Consider the following 20,831-nt stretch of genomic DNA (forward strand, 5'->3'; position numbering starts at 1 on the left):
CGGACCTTCACGGCGGATCGACGACGTGGGCAGTTAGACGATCGGCGGTGCCCGCGCGGAAAGCGACGGCATGGCCCAGGAGTACGGCAGCTTCAGCGGGACGCTCACGCTGGACGAACCGCCGCGTCCTCGCCGCCGCCACCGGTGGCTGTGGCCCGCGCTGCTGATGCTGTGCTGGCTGGTGCTCGGCGGCGCTGCCGGGCCGTTCCTCGGCAAGCTGAGCGAGATCCAGAGCAACGACCCCGGCTCGTTCCTGCCCGCCAGCGCCGAATCCACCGAAGTGCAGCGGCTGCAGGAACGTTTCGCCGCCGACCGGCTGCTGCCCACGGTGGTGGTGTTCGAACGCGCCAGCGGGCTCACCCCGGCCGACCAGGCGGCGATCCAGCGGAAGGTCGGCGACCTGGCCGGCGCCCCCGGACTGAACGGGCAGATCTCCCCGCCGATCCCGTCCGCGGACGGCAAGGCCGCGCAGGTGATCATGCCGGTGGCCGGGGAGGACCCGTACGAAGCTGGCAAGGCCGTCAAGGAGATCCGCGAGCTGGCCAAGGCCGGGCTGCCGGACGGGCTGCGCGCGCTGGCCACCGGGCCTGGCGGCTACAACGCCGACTTCGCCGAGGTTTTCGGCGGCATCGACGGGGTGCTGCTGATGATCACCGCCTCGATCGTGGCGGTCATCCTGATCATCGTCTACCGCAGCCCGCTGCTGCCGCTGGTGGTGCTGATCTCGGCCGGCCTGGCGCTGTGCACGTCCTCCGCGGTGATCTACTGGCTCGCCTCGGACGGCCTGCTCACCCTGAACGGCCAGTCGCAAGGCATCCTGCTGATCCTGGTCTTCGGCGCGGCCACCGACTACGCGCTGCTGCTGGTCGCCCGCTACCGCGAAGAACTGCTGCGCCACGCCAGCGCCTGGGACGCGATGCGGATCGCATGGCGATCGTCGCTGGAGCCGATCGGGGCCTCCGGTGGCACCGTGATCCTGGGCATGCTGTGCATGCTGGCCAGCGAGCTGACCTCGAACCGCAGCCTCGGCCCGGTGGCGTCGATCGGCATCGCCGGCGCGCTGCTGGCGTCGCTGACCTTCCTGCCCGCGGTGCTGCTGCTGGTCGGCAGGGCCGCGTTCTGGCCGGCCGACCCGGTGCCGCGCAAGCACCGCCGGGCCACCCACGGGATCTTCGACAAGGTCGCCGGCCTCGTCCGCCGCCGTCCGCGGTGGACCTGGGTGATCACGTCGCTGGTGCTGCTGATCGGGGTCGCCTTCGTGCCCTCGATGAAGGCCGACGGCACCTCGCAGCAGGAGATCTTCCTGAACGAGGTGGAGGCGGTCACCGGCCAGGAGGCGCTCACCGCGCACTTCCCCGGCGGCACCGGCAGTCCGGCGGTGATCACCGCGAAACTGGCGTCCGTGGACGCGGTGCTGGCCGCGGCGAAGGGCGCGGACGGTGTGGTCGACGTGCTGCCCACCCCGGCCGACCCGGCGAATCCGGCGGCCGGGCCGAAGACGGTGGACGGCATGATCGAGATCAACGCCACCCTGCGTGACCCCGCCGACTCGGCGCCCGCGGTCGCCGCGGTGACCGAACTGCGGACCGCGCTGCACGCGATTCCCGGCGCCGAAGCGAAGGTCGGCGGCCTGAGCGCCCAACAGGCGGACATGATCGAGGCGGCGACCCACGACCGCGACACCATCATCCCGATCGTGCTGGTGGTGATCTTCGCCGTACTGGCGCTGCTGCTGCGCGCGCTGGTGGCCCCGCTGCTGCTGATCGCGACCGTGGTGCTGTCCTTCGGCGCCACGCTCGGGGTGGGCGCGCTGGTGTTCAACGACCTGCTCGGGTTCCCCGGCGCCGACCCGGCGATCCCGCTGTACGCCTTCGTGTTCCTGGTCGCGCTGGGTATCGACTACAACATCTTCCTGATGACCAGGGCCCGCGAGGAGGCCGTCAAGCTGGGCACCGAGCGCGGCACGCTGGACGCGCTCAAGGTCACCGGCGGGGTGATCACCTCGGCCGGCATCGTGCTCGCCGCCACCTTCGCCGCACTGTCCGTGATCCCGGTGCTGTTCCTGGCCCAGGTCGCGTTCCTGGTCGCGTTCGGCGTGCTGCTGGACACCTTCATCGTCCGGTCGCTGCTGGTGCCCGCGCTCGCGGTGGACGTCGGCCGGGTCATCTGGTGGCCGGGCCGCCTGGCCCGCCGCCCCCGCCCGTCCCCCCGCCCCAAACGCTGACCGACGCGACCCCGGCACTCCCCGGCAAATAGCCGGCTTTTTGCCCTAAGGGGCGGGCGCGGGTCAGGCGACGGGCAGGGGGTTCCCCGGCTCGCTGGGTTCGACGGCGGGGGTGGCGGCTCGGGGCAGCCAGAGTGCGATCACGGCACCGACCAGGCTGACCGCGGCCGCGATCAGCAGCGCCACCGCCATCGCGTCGAGGAAGCTGAACTGGCCGATGATCCTGGCCGCTCCGGCCAGCGAGTCGCCAACCGTGGGCGGGTCGAACCCGGGTGCCGCGGTGCCCTGCGCGATCGCGTCCGCCTCGCCGAGCAGCGCATCCCCGATCGGCTGCGGGAGTCCGGCCTGCTGGGCCCGTTCCGGCAGTGCCACGCCCACCTGCCAGCTGAGCACCGCGCCTGCCGAGACGATGCCGAGCACCCCGCCAACCTGGCAGGCGACCTGCTGCAGGGCGGACGCGACCCCGGTCGAGTCGTCCGGAGTGGCGCCCATGATCGCCTCGGTCGCCGCGATCACGCAGAGTCCGGTGCCGAACCCGACCAGCACCCCGGGATAGAGCAGCTCGGAGAACCCGGAGTCGGCCCGCAACAGGGTCAAGCCGGTCAGGCCGGCGGTGACCAGCACCAGCCCGGCCGACACCGGCCACTTCGGGCCGAACCGCTGCGCCAGCAACCCGCCGATCGGCGCGGACAGCACCACCACGCAGGTCGGCGGCAGCATCCACGCGCCGGCCATGATCGGCGCCATGCCCTGCACGTTCTGCAGGTACAGGGTGAGCAGGAACAACAGCCCGAAGACGCCGAAAAAACTGATCGCGACCAGCACCGACCCCAGCGACACCGCCCGGTTCGCGAGCAAGCGTCGCAGTGCGCCCGCCGCCGCGTCGCGGCTGCCCTTGGACTCGGTGATGGCGAAATAGGCGAGTGCGACGGTGACCACCGCGATCGGGGCGTTCACCGCGAACACCGCCGGCCAGCCGAAGCCCTGCACGATCACCCCGGCGATCACCGGACCGAGCCCGATGGCCAGCGCGTTCACCCCGCCCCAGATGCCCAGCGGCAGGCCCAGCTTCTCGGCCGGGAAGGCGTTGCGCACCAGCGCCAGCGCGGCGGGCTGCAGCAGCGCACCGGCGAAGCCCTGCAGCACCCGGAACAGCACCAGCGCCCAGACCGAACCGGACAGCGCGATCCCCAGCGAAGCCGCGCCGAAAGCGAGCACGCCGAACACGAAGGTCCGGCGGCGGCCGATCCGGTCGGCGAGCCGTCCGGCCGGCAGCAGGCCGACGGCCAGCGCCACCAGGTACGCGTTGGCGATCAGCTCGAGCTGCCCGAGGCTGGCCCCCACCGACGCGGAGATGTACGGCGCCGCGATCGTGGTCGCGGTGCCGTCCAAGCCGACCATCGCGCCGCCGAGCACCGTGGCGGTCAGCGTGAGCCAGGGCCGGCCGCGACCGGCGCGGGGTGTGTCCGGGAGCACATCTGCTCGTTCCATCCCGGCAAGCATGACAAGCCGTACTCGGGGCTCGGTCAGCACCCCGTCCAACTCACCCACTCGAAACGAAAAATTTTCATGTTCTTTACTTCTGATTGCAGAGAGTTAGTTAGCCTCGGCAAGCAACCCCACTCGGTTGGTGATAAACCCCTACCCCGTCTTGCATGCGGTTGCGGGTGTGGCTACGGTAAAGCCCGCTTATCAGCCGAAAGCGTGATTCCGCCCCCGTGAGGGTCGCTCCGACAGGCCAAGGTCGTTGTCGAAACAACGGACGAATGCCCGTGGAACGGCCGTATTCGCAGCAGGCGCCGGGGACGCTCCGGGAAGTGTGATGAGCGAAGCTCTCGGATGTCCAACTATCTACTGTGGGTGAAAGCATATGTCGTTGGCTGAGCGCCGGTATTCCGAGCCGACGGGCGGCCTCGTCCCGGCACTTCAACCGCTCACCCAGTATTTGTTCGACCGGTCGGAATCCACCGCCCCGGCGTTCACCTACGTCGACTACACGGTCGAGCGGGACGGTGTCGAACAGACCCTGAGCTGGGCCGAGCTGGCCACCAGGGTGCGCGCCACCGCCGCCGAGCTGGCCAAGGTGACCAGCAGGGGGCAGCGGGTCGCGATCCTCGCGCCGCAGGACCTCAGCTACGTGATCGGCTTCCTCGGCGCCCTCGCCGCGGGCACGGTCGCGGTCCCGCTGTTCGCCCCGGAGGTCAGCCAGCACGGCGGCCGGCTGGTGAACGCGCTGGCCGACTGCGCCCCCGAGGTCTGGCTGACCGGGGACGCAGCGCTGGAGAACGTGCGCGCGCTGGCCGAGAACAACCCGGTGCCGATGCCGAAGCAGATCATCGCGGTGGACACGCTCGACCCCGCTGGCGCGGCGGACTTCGAGCCGGTCGAGCTCGACTTCGACGCCCCGGCCTACCTGCAGTACACCTCCGGCTCCACCCGCGCCCCGGCCGGCGCGGTGATCACCCACCGGGCGGTGGCCAGCAACTCGTGGCAAGCTGCCACCGCGTTCCGCGTGGACGACGGCTGGAGCTGTGTCGGCTGGATCCCTTTCTTCCACGATATGGGACTCGTGCAATTGGTCTGCATACCGGTTTTCACCGGCGCCAGGTCGGTATTCATCACACCTTTCAACTTCATCATGAAGCCGCTGCGCTGGCTGAAGCAGATGTCCGCTTTCCCCAGCGTCTTCGCCGCCGCGCCGAATTTCGCTTTTGAGTACGCCACCCGGAAGATCAAGGAAGCGGACCGCTTAAAACTGGACCTCTCCGGGGTCCGCGCGCTCATCAATGGCAGTGAGCCGGTCCGGCCCGCCACAATCGCCGCCTTTCAGGAGGCTTTCGGCCCGCAGGGCTTCGCACCGGGCGCGCACCGGCCGTCCTACGGCCTGGCCGAGGCGACCGTTTTCGTCACCAACACCGACGAGGAAGGCCCGGTGGTCACCTCCTTCGACCGGGTCGCGCTGGGCGAGGACCGGGCCGTGGTGGTCGAGCCGGGCAGCGAGAACGCGCTGGCGCTGGTCGCCGCCGGCAGGCCGCACGGCCAGCTGGTGCGCATCGTGCACCCGGCCGAGCACACCGTCCGCCCCGACGGCGAGGTCGGCGAGATCTGGGTGCACGGCGCGAATGTCGCGGACCGCTACTGGGAGCAGCCGGAACGCAGCGAGGAGACCTTCGCCGGGCGAATCGACGGCGCACCGGAGGACACCCCGGCCGGGCCGTGGCTGCGCACCGGCGACCTCGGGGTGCTGCTCGACGGCAGGCTCTACATCACCGGCCGGATCAAGGACCTGATCATCATCGACGGCAAGAACCACTACCCGCAGGACATCGAGAACACCGTGCAGGACGCGCATCCGGCCATCCGGCGCGACCGGGTGGCCGCCTTCGCGGTGACCTCGGAGACACTGGGCGAGGGCGCGGCCGTGGTCGCCGAGTACGACCGCAAGGCCGAGACCGAGCCCGACCACGACGAGGTGGCCAAGGCGGTCCAGCGCGCGGTGTCCGCTCAGCACGACGTCAAGCTGCGCGGCTTCCAGCTGGTCGCCCCCGGCAGCGTGCTGCGCACGTCCAGCGGCAAGATCGCACGGGCCGCGACCAAGAAGCGGTTCTGGGAATCTGGGGTGAGCGACAAGTCATGACCACCTACGGCACGGTCGAGGGGCTCAGGCGGTGGCTGGTCGAGCAGATCGCCGAGATCTGCGACCTGACCGAGGACGAGGTCGACGTCCGCACCCCGTTCGGCGAGTTCGGGTTGTCCTCGCGGAACGCGGTCGAGCTCTCCGGTGAGCTGGAGGACCTGCTCGACCGGGTGCTGCCGACCACGCTGATCTGGGCGCATCCCACCATCGAGCGGCTGGCCGAGGCGCTGGCCGGCGAAGAGGGCACAGAGACGGCGGAAACCGCGCCGGACAACGGAACCGGCGAGGACGCTGCCGACCCGATCGCGATCGTCGGCCTCGGCTGCCGGCTGCCCGGCGGGGTGCACGGCCCGGCCGAGTTCTGGCGGCTGCTCAGCGAGGGACGGGACGCGATCACCGAGGTGGACCCGGAGCGCTGGGCCGGCTACCCCGGTGCGGAGGGCATCAGCAACCGGGGCGGCTTCCTCACCGACATCGCCGGCTTCGACGCCGAGTTCTTCGGTATCGCGCCGAGGGAAGCGGCCAGGATGGACCCGCAGCAGCGGATGCTGCTGGAGGTGGTCTGGGAGGCGCTGGAGCACGCCGGTATCGCGCCGGAGTCCCTGCGCGGCAGCCGGACCGGGGTGTTCGTCGGGATCAGCGGCACCGAGTACGGCTCGCTCTCGCTGGCCGACCTGGCCGGGGTGGACGCCTGGGCCGGCACCGGGGCGGCGCTGGCCATCGCGGCCAACCGGCTGTCCTACGTGCTGGACCTGCGGGGGCCGAGCCTGTCGGTGGACACCGCCTGCTCGTCTTCGCTGACCGCCGTGCACCTCGCCGTGCAGAGCCTGCGTTCCGGGGAGAGCGAGGTGGCGCTGGTCGGTGGCGCGAACCTGCTGCTCGGGCCCGGGGTCAACGCGAACTTCGACCAGATGGGCATCACCTCGGCGGACGGCAGGTGCAAGCCGTTCTCGGCCGACGCCGACGGCATCGGCCGCGCCGAAGGTGCCGGTGTCGTGGTGCTCAAGCGGCTCAGCGCGGCCCGCGCCGACGGCGACCGCGTGCTGGCCGTCATCCGCGGCTCGGCGACCAATTCCGACGGCCGTTCGAACGGCCTGACCGCGCCCAACCCCGAGGCGCAGCAAGAACTTCTGCGGGATGCCTACCGCCACGCGGGAGTCAGCCCGACGGCGGTGGACTACGTGGAGGCGCACGGCACCGGCACCCTGCTCGGTGACCCGATCGAGGCACGCGCGCTGGGTGCCGTGCTCGGCGCGGACCGGCCGGCGCGGCGGCCGCTGCTGCTCGGTTCGGTGAAGAGCAACCTGGGACATCTGGAGGCCGCGGCCGGGATCGTCGGCCTGATCAAGGTGGTGCTCTCGCTGCGGCACGGTGAGATCCCGGCCAGCCTGAACTACGCGGGGCCGAACCCGCACATCGCCTTCGACGAGCTCGGACTGTCCGTTGTGGACTCCCACCGGGACTGGCCGGAAGGACCGGCGATCGCCGGGGTGTCCGGTTTCGGCTTCGGCGGCACCAACGCGCACGTGGTGCTGGAACGCGCCGAACCTGCCGACCCCGAGCCCAGCGAGATGACGGTGCGGCAGCACCGGCTGCTGCTCGGCGGCGGCGACGCCGGCAGGCTCGCCGACACCGCGGGGAACCTGGCGGACTGGCTCTCCGGCGAGGGTGCCGCGGTGCCGCTCGCGGACGTCGAGCACACCCTGGCCAGGCGGCTGGACGGCCGCGTCCGCGCGGCGGTCGCCGGGTCCGACACCGGCGAGCTGGTGGCCGGCCTGCGCGCACTGGCGCGCGGCGAGCAGGCACCGGGAGTCGCCACCGGGACCAGGCGCGGGCCCGGCACCGGCCCGGTCTTCGTGTTCTCCGGGCACGGTTCGCAGTGGGCCGGGATGGGCAAGCGGCTGCTGGCCGGCGAGCCGGTGTTCGCCGCGGCGATCGACCGGCTGGACCCGCTGATCCGCGCGGAGGCCGGGTTCTCGCTGCGCGAAGACCTGGTCAACGAGGTCGAGGCCGGCACCATGGACCACGTGCAGCCGCTGGTGTTCGGCATCCAGCTGGCACTGGCCGAGCTGTGGCGCGCATACGGGGTGCGGCCGTCGGCGGTCATCGGGCACTCGTTCGGCGAGGTCGCGGCCGCCGTGGTGGCGGGTGCGCTGACCGAGGCGGACGGCGCCAGGATCGTCGCGCTGCGCTCCAGGCTGCTCGCCTCGCTGGCCGGCGACGGCGCGATGGCGCTGCTCGAACTCGGCGCCGAAGAAGCGGGTGAGCTGGTCGACGGACTGTCCGATGTGGACATCGCCGTGCTGTCCGCACCCAACCAGACGGTGATCGCGGGCAGCGCGGACCAGGTCCGCCGCATCGTGTCCGATGTGGACTCCCGGGGACTGCTGGCCAAGCTGGTGAAGCTGGACGTGGCCGCGCACTCCCCCATCGTGGACAGGGTCACCGACACGCTGGTCGACGGCCTCGCCGGGCTCACCGCGGCCGAGCCGCTGCTCGGCTTCTACAGCACCGCGCTGCCGGATCCGCGCCGCCGCCCCGAATTCGACCCCGCCTACTGGGCGACCAACCTGCGCCAGCCGGTCCGGTTCGCCGGCGCGGTGGCCGCCGCGCTCACCGACGGGCTCACCGGTTTCGTGGAGATCTCCCCGCATCCGGTGCTGCGGCACGCGCTCGCCGACAACCTGGCCGCGCTCGGCAGGCCGGACGCGCTGGTGCTGTCCACCCTGCGCAACGACCAGGACGAGGCCACGCACTTCCACAGCCAGCTCGGTGCGCTGGAGATCGCCGGGATGCTCAGCCCGTCCCGCCCCGAAGGCACCGTCACCGCGCTGCCCGGCACCCCGTGGCGGCATGTCCGGCACTGGCTGCCGCGCAGCGCCACCACCCCAACCGCGGCGGGCACGCACCCGTTGCTCGGCGCGCACGTGGAGCAGCCGGACGACGACAAGCACCTGTGGCGCGCGGACCTCGGTTCCGCGGCGGAGCCCTGGCTGTCCGACCACCGCCTCGACGACCGGCCGGTGCTGCCCGGCTCGGCGTACCTGGAGATGGCGAACGCCGCCGCCCGCACCGTGTTCGAGGTGCCAGCCGAGCGGGTCGCGCTGCGGGCACTGACCATGCAGCAGCCGCTGCCGCTCGGCGAGCACACCGCGGTGACCACCGTGCTCAAGCCGGCCGGCCCCGGCCGGGCGAAGATCACCGTGCACACCAAGTCCGCGGACGGCCGCTGGCAGTCGCACGCGAGCGTGGACGCGCACCTGGTCGGCCCGGGGGAGACCGCGCCGTGCGTCGCCGAGGTGGACACCAGCGGGTTCACCGAGGTGTCCGCGGCCGAGCTCTACCAGCGGCTGCGCTCGCTCGGCGTCGGCTACGGCCCGGCGCTGACCGGGATGAGCGCGCCGCGGGTGAGCCGGCGGGCCAGTGCCGGCAGGCTGCGGGCGGTGGCCAGGATCGCGCTGCCCGAGGAAGCGGGCCCGGTGCGGGGCATGCGCCTGCACCCGGCGCTGGTGGACTCCTGCCTGCAGGCCTTCGCCGCGGCGCTGTTCGATCCCACCGACACCGACTCCGGTGCCGCGTACATGCCGATGGAGTTCGGTTCGATCCGCGTGTACGGCGACCTTTCCACCGCGGAGTCGGTGCACGTGTCGGTCACCGAGCCGGTTGCGGGTTCGGTCGCGCTGACCGGCGAGCTGCACCTGGTCGACGCGGGAAACCGGACCCTGCTGGAAATCGGCGAGGTGTTCGTCCGCCGGGTCGAGCGGGCCGAGCTCGCCGCCCCGCTGACCGACCGGCTGCTGGAAGCCGTGTGGCGGCCGTCCCCGCTGCCCGAGGGTCCCGGCGAGCCCACCGACCGGCTGGTGCTGCTGCACGCCGGCGGGCACCGGCTGCTCGAGCCGCTGGCCGCGAACGGGCCGGCGGTACGCCAGGCCGACTACCGCGACGAAACCGCCGTCGCCGAAGCACTCGCCGGGCCGGACCCGGTCTCCGTGGTGGTACTGCCGCCCGACTCCGGAACCGGCCTCGAAGCGATCGCCGAAGCCGAACGGGCCGTGCTGGGCATCGCGGACACCGTCCGCGCACTGGCCGAGCGCGCCGGGACCGCCAGGCTGTGGCTGGTCACCACCGGCACCGCCGCGGTGACCGCGCAGGACCAGGTGCGCCCGGGAATGGGCGCGCTGCGCGGGCTGGTCCGCGTACTGGCCTACGAGCACCCCGAGCTGCGCACGACCATGGTCGATCTGGCCCCGGACACCGGGGTGCGGGACCTGCTGGCCGAGCTGGCTTCGGGAACCGAGGACGAGGTCGCCTGGCGCGCCGACGGCAGGCACGCGCACCACCTCCGCTGGGCAGCGCCGCCGGCCGAGGGGACCCTGGACCGCCCGGTGGTCCGCCCCGACGGCGCATATGTGCTCACCGGTGGCCTCGGCGGGCTCGGGGTCTTCCTGGCAGGGCAGCTCGCCGAACAGGGCGCCGCGCGAATCGTCCTCAATGGACGGTCAGCGCCGAAACCCGATGTGGTGCGGGCGATCGCCGCGATGGACACCGAGGTCGAGGTGGTACTGGGCGATCTCGCGGACGAGGGTACCGCCGAGCGGCTGCGCGAAGCGGCCACCGCGGGCGGCGTGCCGTTGCGCGGGGTGCTGCACGCGGCCGCGGTGTTCGACGACCGGACCACCTCCGGGCTGGACGCCGAGACCCTGCACCGGTCCTGGCTGCCGAAGGCCTACGGCGCGTGGCGGCTGCACGAAGCCACCCTGGACGTCGAGCTGGACTGGTGGCTGGGCTTCTCCTCCACCGCCGCGTTGACCGGGCTGCCCGGCCAGCCCGCCTACGCCTCGGCCAACGCCTACCTGGACGCGCTCACCGAGATGCGGCGCGCGCAGGGGCTGCCCGGTGCCTCGATCGCCTGGGGCACCTGGTCCGAGGTGGGCGCGGCCGCGGAGCTCGAGATCCCGTGGGTGCATCCGCTGAGCCCCGACGAAGGGGTCGCCGCGCTGACCACCGTGCTCGCCGAGGGCAGGGGCAACACCGGCGCGCTGCGTCTCAACGGCGGCAGCCTGGTGGACGCCTTCCCGGTGCTGCTGGAGATCCCGTTCTTCGGCGACCTGCTGGCCGAGCACGCCCGCGCCGCCGAGCAGGCCGGCGGCTGGCCCGGCGTCGCCGAGCTGCGCGCACTGGCACCGGAACAGGCCCGCGCGGCCGCCGCCGGGCAGCTGCGGGCCAGGGTGGCGTCGATCCTCGGCTTCGCCACGGACTCGCTGGACACCGCGTCCCCGTTGTCCGCGCTGGGCGTGGACTCCCTGCTGGCGGTCCGGATCCGCAACGCCGTGCAGCACGACTTCGAGCTGTCCCTGCCGGTTTCCCTGCTGCTGCGCGGGGCCAGCGTGGCCGAGACCGAGCAGTGGCTGTTCGGCGAGCTCGGCCTCGACTCCGGTCCGGTCACCACCGCCCCGGCGCGCACCGAGAAGCTGATCGGCCCGCGGGACGCGGCCGAGCGGCTGGTCGCGCGCGCCTGGCAGGACGTGCTCGGCGCCGAGGTCGGGGTGACCCAGGACTTCTACGGGATCGGCGGCAGCAGGGAGAAGGCCGAGCAGGTCACCGCACTGCTCGCCGAGCGCAGCGGCCGGGAGCTGATCGTCTCCGAGCTGTTCGAGCACCCCTCGATCGAGCGGATGGCGGCGCACCTGCGGGAAGAGGAGCACGACGGGTCGCCGGTGCGGGTGCTGCGGGAGCACGGCACGCAGCGGCCGCTGTTCTTCTTCCACCCCGGCGGCGGCGACACGGCGGTCTACCGGCAGCTCACCGGGCTGCTGGACGCCGAGCTGCCGGTGTACGGCTTCGACCGGCTGGAAGGCGTGTCCTCGGTGGAGGACAGGGTCAGCCACTACCTGCCGGAGCTGCGCCTGGTGCAGCCGCACGGGCCGTACCGGCTGGCGGGCTGGTCCTTCGGCGGTTTCCTGGCCTTCGAGATGGCGCAGCAGCTGCGGCGGGCCGGCGAGCAGGTCGAGGTGCTCGCGATGATCGACTCGATCCTGCCGCTGCCCAACGAAACCGGACTGTCCGATGTGGAACTGATGGAGAAGCGGTTCGGACGCTTCCAGGAGTTCCTCGAAGCCAGCTACGGCCGCCGGGTCGAACTTCCCTACGCGCGGCTGGCCAGGCTGGACGCCGACGCGCAGAGCAGGCTGCTGGCCGACACCATGCGGTCCGAAGGCCTGATCGACAGCTCGGTCAGCGACGCGATCCTGAACCACCAGCGGACCTCGTTCCTGGACGCCAGGTCGCTGGAGGCCTACCAGCCGGACGGCTACGACGGGCCGGTGATGTTCTTCAGCGCGGCCGACCAGGTGCCCGGCGGGCTGCGGGACCAGCGGTTCGACCGGACCGACCCGGCGCGCGGCTGGGACGCGGTGTGCCCCGAGCTGGAGCTGGTCACGGTGCCGGGACACCACCTGTCGCTGCTGGACCCGCCGAACGTGGACCACATCGCCAAGCACCTGGACGAGCTGTTCACCATCACCGGGAAGCCGGTCGGCACGCGAGGCCGGTCGTGACCGGGCTCGTGCTGCTCGACGAGCAGGAGAACGACGGCGTCCGGGAGCTGAAGCTGTTCTCCCCCGCCGTCGGCCGCGAAGTCACCACGATGCTGCTGACGCCGAAGGGCTGGCAGCCGGGCGGCCACGCGGCCCATCCGGTGCTGTACTTCCTGCACGGGTCCTCCGACGACGAGCGTTCGCTGCTCGCCGGCACCGACCTGGCCCGCCTGGCCGCGGAGTCCGGGATTCTGGTGGTGCTGCCCAACGCCGGCCGGATGGGCTTCTACACCGACTGGAAGGTGCCCGACCGCGAAGGCACTGTGCCGCAATGGGAGACCTTCCACCTGGTCGAGCTGCTTTCCTTGCTGGAGCGGGAATACGGCGCCTCGGACGTGCGGATGGCGGCCGGGGTCTCGATGGGTGGTTACGGCGCGCTGCGGTACGGCATGCGGCATCCCGGCATGTTCCGCGCGGTCGCGTCGCTGAGCGGGATGATGCACCTGACCCGGCCGGGCACCGCCGCGCTGTTCGGTGTGCTGTCCGTCCGCGAAGGCATGCGGGCGGGCCGGGTCTGGGGACCTCGGCGGTACTGCTGGGACAACTGGGCGGCCAACGACCCCTGCGTCCAGGCGGCCGCACTCGCCGGCACCCGCGTGTACCTGGCCGCCGGTGACGGGAAACGGCTTCCCGGCGACGAGTTCGTCGCCGGCATGGGCCTGATCGAACGCTACACCCGCTCGATGACCGAAGACCTCGAAACCGCCCTGCGCGCCGCCGGGGTGGACGTGACCGCGAACTACTCCCCCGGCACGCACTTCTGGCCGTCCTTCCGCCGCAAGGTCGACGAGTTCTGGCCCTGGGCCGTCGAAACCCTCACCTGAGTTTTATCCCTTTCGTGTTCGCCCACTGACCTCAGACCGGCAAATAGCCGACTTTTTGCCCTTCCCACGGGCGGAAGTTGACGCCAACGGGCCAACTCGCCGCCGCGAACGGCCAACTCGCCGTGCGCCAACGTGGGACTCGCCGGGGCCGGAGGTGGGACTCGCGGGTGAGTTAGCGGACGCCGCGGATGGGGCGGATGAGCAGGGCACCGGCCAGTGCGACCGCGGCGGCCGCCAGGTACAGCACGGTGTAGCTGTCCAAAGTGGCGATGATGCCGCCGGCGATCAGCGGGGCGAACGCCTGCGGCGCGGTGTTCGCGATGTTCAGCACGCCGAGGTCCTTCGCCCTGTCCTTCGCCTCCGGCAGCACCTGGGTGATCAGCGCGTTGTCGATGGCGGCGTATACCCCGTAACCGAGCCCCAGCACCGCGGCCGCGACCATCGCCGCCGGCCACGAGTGCCAGACGGCCAGGATCAGCATCGCCACCGCGATCACCACCGACGACGTCAGCACGTACACCTTGCGGCGGCCGCTGCGGTCGGACATCCGGCCGGCCACCACCGCGGTGCACAGGATGCCCGCGGTGTAGAGCAGGGTCAGCACGAACACCCCGCCCGCCGGGTCGGCCAGCTCGACCTCGTCGCGCAGGAAGTACAGCAGGTACAGGGTGCCGATCGAGTTCGCCAGCTGGATCGCCAGCCGGGAAACCGCCGCCCAGGCGAAGTCCGGATGCCGCCGCGGGCTGATCCAGAACCCGGCGAGGAACCGGCGCCACTGAAACGGCGGCCGCTGCTCCGGCAGCAGCCGATCGTCCTTTGTGGTCAGTACGAACGGCAGCACCAGCACCACCAGCAGCCCGGCCAGCAGCAGGTAGCCGCCGGTCTGCCCGGTCACCACCTGGGTCACCAGCAGCACGCCGAGCACCAGCCCGAGTGGCTGCGGCAGGCCGACGAACGCGGAGACGAACCCGCGTTGACGCACCGGTACCCGATCCGGCACGGCCGCGTTCAGCCCGGCGAACATCGAGTTCTGCGCGCCCTGCGCGACCATCCAGCACAGCGCGACACCGAGCACGGTCACCTGCGCGGACTGCACCACCAGCGCGAGCGCGCACAGCAGCACCCCGCCCAGGATCCACGGCCGCCGCCTGCCCAGCCGCGAGGTGGTGCGATCGGACAGCGCGCCGACCACCGGCGCGACCAGAATGGACGTCACCGCCGCCAGCCCGGTGACCAGCGCCAGCGCGGTCTCCTTGCCGCCGGGGTCGATCCGCTCGATCTGCAGCGGCAGCAGCACCTGGATCGGGGTGCTGACCACCACCCAGAAACCCAGGATGCCCAGCGACAACCTGGCCGTCCAGCTCCCGCTGACCGGCGTGGTCGGTTCACTCAGGACACCGGGAGGGACCGTCGACATGGACAGGGAGCCTACTGGGCGGAACGGCCGAACCGGCGCGACCGCGACGAATTCGTCACCACCCGAGGGGTTTCAGAGCGTGGTGATCGCGATGGCGTGCGTGTGCAGGCTGCCGAAGTAGAGCCGGCCGTCCCGCTCGCGCACCCCGGTCAGCGAGCGGAACCCGGCGATCTCGCCGCTCAGGTCGTGCACGATCTTGCCGGAGCCGTCGATGCCGAGCACCCCGACCGTGCGCGAAGGAGCTGGCTGCAGTGCCTCGGGCATCTTCCTGGCCACCAGCCGAAGCACCGGTGGCAGCCGCCGCACGAAGTCCAGCATCGGCACCCGCGGCGCGAACTGGGTCACCCAGACCAGGCCGTCGCTGCCGGTGGAGATGTTGTCCGGATAGCCGGGCAGGCCGTCGGCCAGTGTGTCCAGCTCGCCGGCGCGCTCGCCGGTCAGCCAGACCCGGCGGACCCTGGACGAGCCCGTCTCGGCCACCGCGACGAACTCGTCGGTGCCGTCTGTGCCGTTTCTGGCCAGCGCTACGCCGTTCGCGAACTGCAGGCCGTCCGCGAGCTGGTCGATCGTGCCGTCCGGGTGGCGCCGGAGCAGCCGCCCGCCGGCGGACTGCTCGATCAGGTCGTCGCGCCACTTGTCGATCGGGAAGCGGCGGGACGAGTCGGTGAAGTAGATTGTGCCGTCCGCGGCCACCGCGGCGTTGTTGCAGAACACGAACGGCAGCCCGAGCGCCTCGGTGGCCAGCGTCCGGACCGCGCCGTCGGTGAGGCCGACCGCGAGCAGCCCGGCCCGCGCGTCGCAGACCAGCAGCTCGTCGTCGCCGTAGAACTCGCAGCCGAGCGGGCGGCCGCCGGTGTCGGCGATGGTCTCGATCCGGTCGCCGGCCGGGCTGATCCGCAGGATCCGGCCGTCGGCGAGGCCGGTGTAGATCCGGCCGCCCTCGTCGACCACCACGTCTTCCGGACCTTCGCCGCCGACCGGAATCACGTCGACCTGGCCGAATCGCATCGATCTCCCCTAGCGGTAGGTGAGCAGTTTCGCCGCGTCCGCCTCGAAGTGCGGATGTTCGTTGAAGGACAACAAGGTGACTCCGCCACGGCCCGACACCAGCTTGCTGATGCCGGCGTTCACGGTGACCCGGTTCAGGGTGAGCAGCCCGGTCTCCGGGGCACCGATCAGCGCACCGCAGAGGGTAGCGATGACGCCACCGGAGGTGAAGACCACGCCGTGCTCCCCTTTGCCGAGCGCGCCGACCAGATCGGTCAGCGCACCGGTCACCCTGGCCAGGAACTCCGGCCAGGTCTCCGCGCACGGGCCGTCCGCCCCGGCCCGCACCCAGCCGGTCAGCGCGGTGTCCAGCACGGCCTGGTACGCCCGCGGGTCGGCGGCGTCCTGCCCGGCCCCGCCGGCGTGATGCCTGGCGATGTCCACGTGGTCGTACTCGTTCCAGCGCGGATCCTCCTTGGCGCTCAGCCCGTCACCGAGCACGGCCAGCGCGGTCTCCGCGGTCCGGCGCTGCCGGGACAGCGAACCCGAGCGCGACTCGGTGAACCGCACTCCGCGCCGCAGCAGCTCGAACCCGACCAGTCGCGACTGCTCGGCGCCGCGTTCGGAAAGCTCGTCGTAGTTCGCCGCGCCGAACGAAGCCTGGCCGTGGCGCACCAGGTAGATGGCGCCCATCAGACGGCTCCCTTCGCGATGGCCTCGCGGCAGCGCCACTCCAGATAGCCGACGAACTGCCAGAAGTCCTTGAACGCCGGGTTGTGCGTGTCGCCGTTGTGGAAGCGGAGGTAGATCTGCTGCAGCACGGCCGCCAGCCGGAACAACCCGTAGACCTCGTAGAAGGTCCAGTTCCGCACCGGGATCCCGCTGCGGGCGGCGTAGTACTCCACCACTTCGGCGCGGGTCAGCATGCCGGGCAGGTGCGTGGGCTGGCGGCGGCTGGACCGCATCACGTCGTCGTCATCGGCCTGCACCCAGTAGGACAGCGTGCTGCCAAGCTCCATCAGCGGATCGCCGAGCGTGGCCATCTCCCAGTCCAGGATGCCGGCGATCTCCAGCCGGTCGTCGAGCAGCACGTTGTCCAGCCGGAAGTCGTTGTGGATCAAGCAGATCCGCACCTCCTCCGGCTGGTTCGCAGTCAGCCAGTCGATGACCTCGGTGAACTCCGGCACGTTGGGAGTGCGCGCCCTGCGGAACCGGTCCGACCAGCCGCGCACCTGCCGCTCGACGTAACCGGCGCCCTTGCCGAGGTCCGCCAGGCCGACCGCGGCCACGTCCACCTGGTGCAGCTCGACCAGCCGGTCGATCAGGCCGGTGCACAAGGTACTGGCCTGCTCCGGGGTCAGCGTCATGCCCGACGGCAGGTCACCGCGCAGGATCGTGCCGTGCAGCCGGTCCATCACGTAGAAGTCGGCACCGAGCAGCGACGGGTCCTCGCAGAACGCTCGCACCGTCGGCACGTAGGGGAAGACCGGCCGGAGCGCCCGCTGCACCCGGTACTCGCGCCGCATGTCGTGCGCGGAGGCGGCCTTGTGCCCGGCCGGCGGGCGCCGCAGGATCAGCTCCCGGTCCGGGTAGCGCAGCAGGTACGTGAGGTTCGAGGCGCCGCCGGGGAACTGCCGGACCGTGGGCAACACCGCCGGCTGGTCGAGGCCGTCCAGGCGTTCGGCGAGCCACCGGTGCACGGCGGCGACGTCGAACTGGTCCTCGTCGCGGACCGCGGTGGTGTGGTCGGTGTGCTGCCCGGTCATCGCACCTTCCTGAGCAGGCCCAGCGGCAGGTAGCGCATCACCAGGCTCAGCGGCGCCCACGGCAGCGTGGGGATGTAAGCCCTGGTCCTCTCCTTCTCGATCGCCGCGACCAGCGACTTGGCGCCCCGTTCCGCACTGGCGATCAGCGGAGCGGCGACCCCTTCGGTCATCTCCGAGCGGATGAACCCCGGCAGCAGGGTGGTCACCTTGATCGGGGTGCCGTAGGTGTCCGCGGTGATGCCCTCGGCCAGCGTCGCGACACCGGCCTTGGAAGCGGCGTACGCGGTGGTGTTGCCGGGCATCCCGCGCAGCGAGGCGAAGGAGGAGACCACCACCAGGTGACCGGCCTTGCGCGCGCGGAAGATCTCCAGCGCGGCCTCGGCCTGGGCGAGCGCGGCCACCAGGTTGGTCTCGATGGTCGTCTTGTTCGCGTCGAACCGGCCGGAGCCGATCGGCTGGCCCTTGCCGATCCCGGCGTTGATGATCACTCGGTCCAGCGTGCCGAGCTCCTGGTGGAACTCCTTGAACACCGAGAAGACCTGGTCGTGGTCGTTCACGTCGAGCTGCCGGACGACCACCTCGATACCGGGGTGCGCCGCCTTCAGCTCCCCGGCGAGCCGGTCCAGCCGTTCGGTGCGCCTGGCGGCGAGCGCGAGGTTGCGGCCCTTGGCCGCGAACAGCCTGGCCATGCCCTCGCCGAGCCCGGAGCTGGCACCGGTGATCACGATGTTCTTGCGCAACGTCATACCGGGCACCCTACCCACTGGTAACCAAAGAAATAAGCCGGTGACTCCGACAGGGTCGGGGTCACCGGCTCATTTCTTCCAGGGGGCGCGACAGTGGCTTGGGTTGGCTTGGGAGCCGGCCGCTACTCGCCGGTGTAGAGCAGCTTGTTCGGCGTGCCGGGGCTGGCGTTCTCGATCTTGTCCGGAGTGGCGCTGTCGGTCAGTGCCTTCGCCACCGCGTCCGGCTTGGCATCCGGGTTCGCGGCAAGGTACAGCGCCGCCGCACCGACCACGTGCGGGGTCGCCATCGAGGTGCCGCTGATGGTGTCGGTGGCGTCGTCACCGGTGCCCCATGCCGACGTGATGTCCACGCCCGGCGCGTACAGGTCGACGACCTCGCCGAAGTTGGAGAAGTCGGCCTGCTTGTCGGCGTCGTCGCTGGCGGCGACCGTGATCGCCTCCTTGACCCTGGCAGGCGAGGTCTCACCGGCGTCGGAGGACTCGTTGCCGGCCGCGATGCCGAAGGTGACGCCCTTGGCGATGGCGCCCTGCACCGACTGGTCCAGCGCGTCGTCGGCGCCGCCGCCGAGGCTCATGTTCGCCACCGACGGGCCGCTGGCGTTCTCCGCCACCCAGTCGATACCGGCCACGACCTGCTCGGTGGTGCCGCTGCCCTGCGCGTCCAGCACCCGCACCGGGACGATCTTGACGCCCTTGGCGAGGCCGTACTCGGTGCCGCCGATGGTGCCGGCCACATGCGTGCCGTGCCCGTTCTCGTCGTTGGCGTCGTCGTCGTTGTCGATGAAGTCCTTACCGCCGGAGACCCGGCCGGCGAACGATTCGTGGGTGGCGCGCACCCCGGTGTCGATCACGTAGGCGGTGACGTTCTCCGCCTTGCCCGCGTAGGTGTAGCCCTTGTCCAGCGGCAGGTCCTTCTGGTCCACCCGGTCCAGACCCCAGGACGGCGGGTTCTCCTGCTTGTCCGAGGCGTGCACCCGCTGGTTCTGCACCACGTAGGCGACCTGGCCGTTCGCGGCGAGGCGTTTGGCCTGCGCTTCGCTGGCGTTGATGGTGAACCCGTGCAGTGCCGCACCGAACGTGCGGGTGACCTGCGCGCCGTACTGCCCGGCCAGGCCCTGCGCCACCGACTGCACTTCGGCCTTCACCTGGTTCACCGTGGCGGCCACACCCTTGAGCGCGCCATCCTTCAAAACCACGATGTAGCTGCCGGCCACCGACTCGACGCTGTTCGCCGCCCGGATCTGCCCCTCCTGCGCCTGTGCCGGCACCGTCGCCATCGTCGCCGCCGCGACCGAAACACCCGCCACCGCGACACCAGCAGCCAGTCCGCGCCGAAGCCTCCGAGAGTTGCCCATGAGCTACCTTTCTGATCCCGACCTGTTGGCAGAAAGCGTGAGCCCCGCCCGCCGCGCGACCCAACCTCGCGGTTTGCCCCGGGTCCCCGGTTGCCGACCTGCCCTCGCCCTCGCTGTCCGCAATCAGGAAAACCCGGCGCGTGCAGTTGGGCAATGATTCACAGTTACCAGTACTAGCCCACTTGGGTGAGTGTTAAGCAGCCAAATGGACGCACGAAAGGTTTTCCCGCGTCGCCCGGGCCGAGACCTCGCACTGCTAGCGTTGCCAGAGAGCCAGCAGTACGAGATCGAAAGCCGGAGTGGTCGGGGAAAACATGTCGTCGGGGAGCGGTGCAACAAGGGGAACAATGGACGGTTCTTCCGAGAACGCGTTCTCCACGGCGCTGAGATCCTATATTTCCGGCAGCGGGCTGAGCCTGGACCGAATTCAGGCCCGATTGCAGAAGCACGGGGTCTCGGTCAGCGTCACCGCGCTGAGCTACTGGCAGTCCGGAAAGCGCCAGCCGGAACGGCAGAGCTCCATTTCCGCGGTACGCGTGCTGGAAGAGATCCTGGAACTGCCCTCCGGCGCGCTGCTCGGCCTGCTTCCCCCGCCGCGCCCGCGCGGCGCGTCCTCGCGCCGCCAGCAGCCGAAGCCCGCGGAGACGCTGAACTTCCCCCAGGACGTACTGCGGACGCTGCTCGAGCGGATCGGCGCGCCGCACGCACTGGAACAGCACAACCAGCTCAAACTGGTGGGCCTGCACGACCGCTGCGACATCGCGGCGGACGGCGGCCAGCGCGCGATGACCGCCCGCGCGGTGTTCCAGGCGAACGCGGACGGCCAGGACCGCTGGCTGCTGGTGTACGAGCAGGGCGGCAAAGACTCGGCCGCACCGGAGCTGCACACTTTGCGCAACTGCCGGGCCGGCCGGGTCGAGGTGGACGCCGAACACGGGCTCACCGTCGCCGAGCTGCTTTTCGACCAGCCCATCGACCGCGGCGAAACACACCTCATCGAATATTCGCTCACCAATTCCGGCCCGCCCTATCCGGAGAGCCGGAACACGTACTACCGCGAATTCCGCAGACCGGTCCGCGAATACCTGCTGGAAATCCGGTTCGACACCGGCACCGCACCGGAGCACTGCTGGCAGTACTCGCGGAAAGGGTCGGACGAACCGGACGACCGGCGCGAGCTCAAGGTGGACAAAGCGGACGGGGTGCACGCGGTGGCCCTGGACTTCGGGCCCGGCGTGTTCGGCATCGGCTGGAGTTGATCATTCCCAACGGGTGGCAC

Annotated in this window: 12 protein-coding genes; 5 read left to right on the plus strand and 7 right to left on the minus strand. The window is 71.2% G+C overall.

Annotated features, from left to right (window positions below):
• The first annotated feature begins 70 nt into the window (after positions 1-70).
• Complete coding sequence (locus tag AMYNI_RS0103675) at positions 71-2,224, plus strand: MMPL family transporter (protein WP_020666621.1); 2,154 nt, start codon at positions 71-73, stop codon at positions 2,222-2,224.
• Between the two features lie 63 nt (positions 2,225-2,287).
• Here the strand turns inward: AMYNI_RS0103675 and AMYNI_RS0103680 are convergent, their stop codons facing one another.
• Entirely contained in the window at positions 2,288-3,715 is a 1,428-nt protein-coding gene (locus AMYNI_RS0103680; RefSeq protein ID WP_051116266.1) for an MFS transporter, read from the minus strand.
• A gap of 379 nt (positions 3,716-4,094) precedes the next feature.
• Between AMYNI_RS0103680 and AMYNI_RS0103685 the strand changes: the two genes are divergently transcribed.
• Genes AMYNI_RS0103685 through AMYNI_RS43550 form a run of 3 tightly spaced genes read left to right on the plus strand, consistent with a single transcriptional unit; the run spans position 4,095 to position 13,281 of the window.
• Positions 4,095-5,861, plus strand: coding sequence for a fatty acyl-AMP ligase (locus AMYNI_RS0103685; protein ID WP_020666623.1), 1,767 nt, complete (start codon positions 4,095-4,097; stop codon positions 5,859-5,861).
• Positions 5,858-12,418 (plus strand): type I polyketide synthase, encoded by a 6,561-nt coding sequence (locus AMYNI_RS0103690; protein ID WP_026360021.1) that lies wholly within the window; start codon positions 5,858-5,860, stop codon positions 12,416-12,418. The genes AMYNI_RS0103685 and AMYNI_RS0103690 overlap by 4 nt, the downstream gene beginning before the upstream one ends.
• Positions 12,415-13,281 (plus strand): alpha/beta hydrolase, encoded by an 867-nt coding sequence (locus AMYNI_RS43550; protein WP_020666624.1) that lies wholly within the window; start codon positions 12,415-12,417, stop codon positions 13,279-13,281. Before AMYNI_RS0103690 ends, AMYNI_RS43550 begins: the two co-directional genes overlap by 4 nt.
• 172 nt (positions 13,282-13,453) lie before the next feature.
• Here AMYNI_RS43550 and AMYNI_RS0103700 read toward each other — a convergent pair whose 3' ends face one another.
• From AMYNI_RS0103700 to AMYNI_RS0103725, 6 genes are all read right to left on the minus strand, one after another.
• On the minus strand, positions 13,454-14,698 hold the full coding sequence (locus AMYNI_RS0103700) for an MFS transporter (protein ID WP_026360022.1): 1,245 nt from the start codon (positions 14,696-14,698) through the stop codon (positions 13,454-13,456).
• A gap of 72 nt (positions 14,699-14,770) precedes the next feature.
• A complete protein-coding gene (locus tag AMYNI_RS0103705) occupies positions 14,771-15,706 on the minus strand; it encodes an SMP-30/gluconolactonase/LRE family protein (RefSeq protein ID WP_020666626.1) in 936 nt (311 codons plus the stop codon).
• Positions 15,707-15,715: 9 nt separating this feature from the next.
• On the minus strand, positions 15,716-16,378 hold the full coding sequence (locus AMYNI_RS0103710; protein ID WP_020666627.1) for a histidine phosphatase family protein: 663 nt from the start codon (positions 16,376-16,378) through the stop codon (positions 15,716-15,718).
• Positions 16,378-17,451 carry a phosphotransferase family protein gene (locus tag AMYNI_RS0103715; RefSeq protein ID WP_020666628.1) on the minus strand — a complete coding sequence of 358 codons (1,074 nt, stop codon included), beginning with the start codon at positions 17,449-17,451 and terminating at the stop codon, positions 16,378-16,380. The genes AMYNI_RS0103710 and AMYNI_RS0103715 overlap by 1 nt, the downstream gene beginning before the upstream one ends.
• Entirely contained in the window at positions 17,448-18,197 is a 750-nt protein-coding gene (locus AMYNI_RS0103720) for an SDR family oxidoreductase (protein ID WP_020666629.1), read from the minus strand. Before AMYNI_RS0103720 ends, AMYNI_RS0103715 begins: the two co-directional genes overlap by 4 nt.
• A gap of 122 nt (positions 18,198-18,319) precedes the next feature.
• Complete coding sequence (locus AMYNI_RS0103725) at positions 18,320-19,552, minus strand: S8 family peptidase (RefSeq protein ID WP_026360023.1); 1,233 nt, start codon at positions 19,550-19,552, stop codon at positions 18,320-18,322.
• Between the two features lie 347 nt (positions 19,553-19,899).
• On the opposite strand from AMYNI_RS0103725, the gene AMYNI_RS0103730 reads away from it, so the two are divergent.
• Positions 19,900-20,811 carry a hypothetical protein gene (locus tag AMYNI_RS0103730; protein ID WP_020666631.1) on the plus strand — a complete coding sequence of 304 codons (912 nt, stop codon included), beginning with the start codon at positions 19,900-19,902 and terminating at the stop codon, positions 20,809-20,811.
• The last annotated feature ends 20 nt before the right edge of the window (positions 20,812-20,831 follow it).

Source organism: Amycolatopsis nigrescens CSC17Ta-90, assembly GCF_000384315.1.
Taxonomy (GTDB): domain Bacteria; phylum Actinomycetota; class Actinomycetes; order Mycobacteriales; family Pseudonocardiaceae; genus Amycolatopsis; species Amycolatopsis nigrescens.

Excerpts from the sequence above, each read along its gene's own strand:
- AMYNI_RS0103675 (WP_020666621.1), top strand. The coding sequence starts at position 71 with ATGGCCCAGGAGTACGGCAGCTTCAGCGGGACGCTCACGCTGGACGAA.
- AMYNI_RS0103685 (WP_020666623.1), top strand. The coding sequence starts at position 4,095 with ATGTCGTTGGCTGAGCGCCGGTATTCCGAGCCGACGGGCGGCCTCGTC.
- AMYNI_RS0103680 (WP_051116266.1), bottom strand. The coding sequence starts at position 3,715 with ATGGAACGAGCAGATGTGCTCCCGGACACACCCCGCGCCGGTCGCGGC.
- AMYNI_RS0103725 (WP_026360023.1), bottom strand. The coding sequence starts at position 19,552 with ATGGGCAACTCTCGGAGGCTTCGGCGCGGACTGGCTGCTGGTGTCGCG.
- AMYNI_RS0103690 (WP_026360021.1), top strand. The coding sequence starts at position 5,858 with ATGACCACCTACGGCACGGTCGAGGGGCTCAGGCGGTGGCTGGTCGAG.
- AMYNI_RS0103715 (WP_020666628.1), bottom strand. The coding sequence starts at position 17,451 with ATGACCGGGCAGCACACCGACCACACCACCGCGGTCCGCGACGAGGAC.
- AMYNI_RS0103705 (WP_020666626.1), bottom strand. The coding sequence starts at position 15,706 with ATGCGATTCGGCCAGGTCGACGTGATTCCGGTCGGCGGCGAAGGTCCG.
- AMYNI_RS0103730 (WP_020666631.1), top strand. The coding sequence starts at position 19,900 with ATGGACGGTTCTTCCGAGAACGCGTTCTCCACGGCGCTGAGATCCTAT.
- AMYNI_RS0103720 (WP_020666629.1), bottom strand. The coding sequence starts at position 18,197 with ATGACGTTGCGCAAGAACATCGTGATCACCGGTGCCAGCTCCGGGCTC.
- AMYNI_RS0103700 (WP_026360022.1), bottom strand. The coding sequence starts at position 14,698 with ATGTCGACGGTCCCTCCCGGTGTCCTGAGTGAACCGACCACGCCGGTC.
- AMYNI_RS0103710 (WP_020666627.1), bottom strand. The coding sequence starts at position 16,378 with ATGGGCGCCATCTACCTGGTGCGCCACGGCCAGGCTTCGTTCGGCGCG.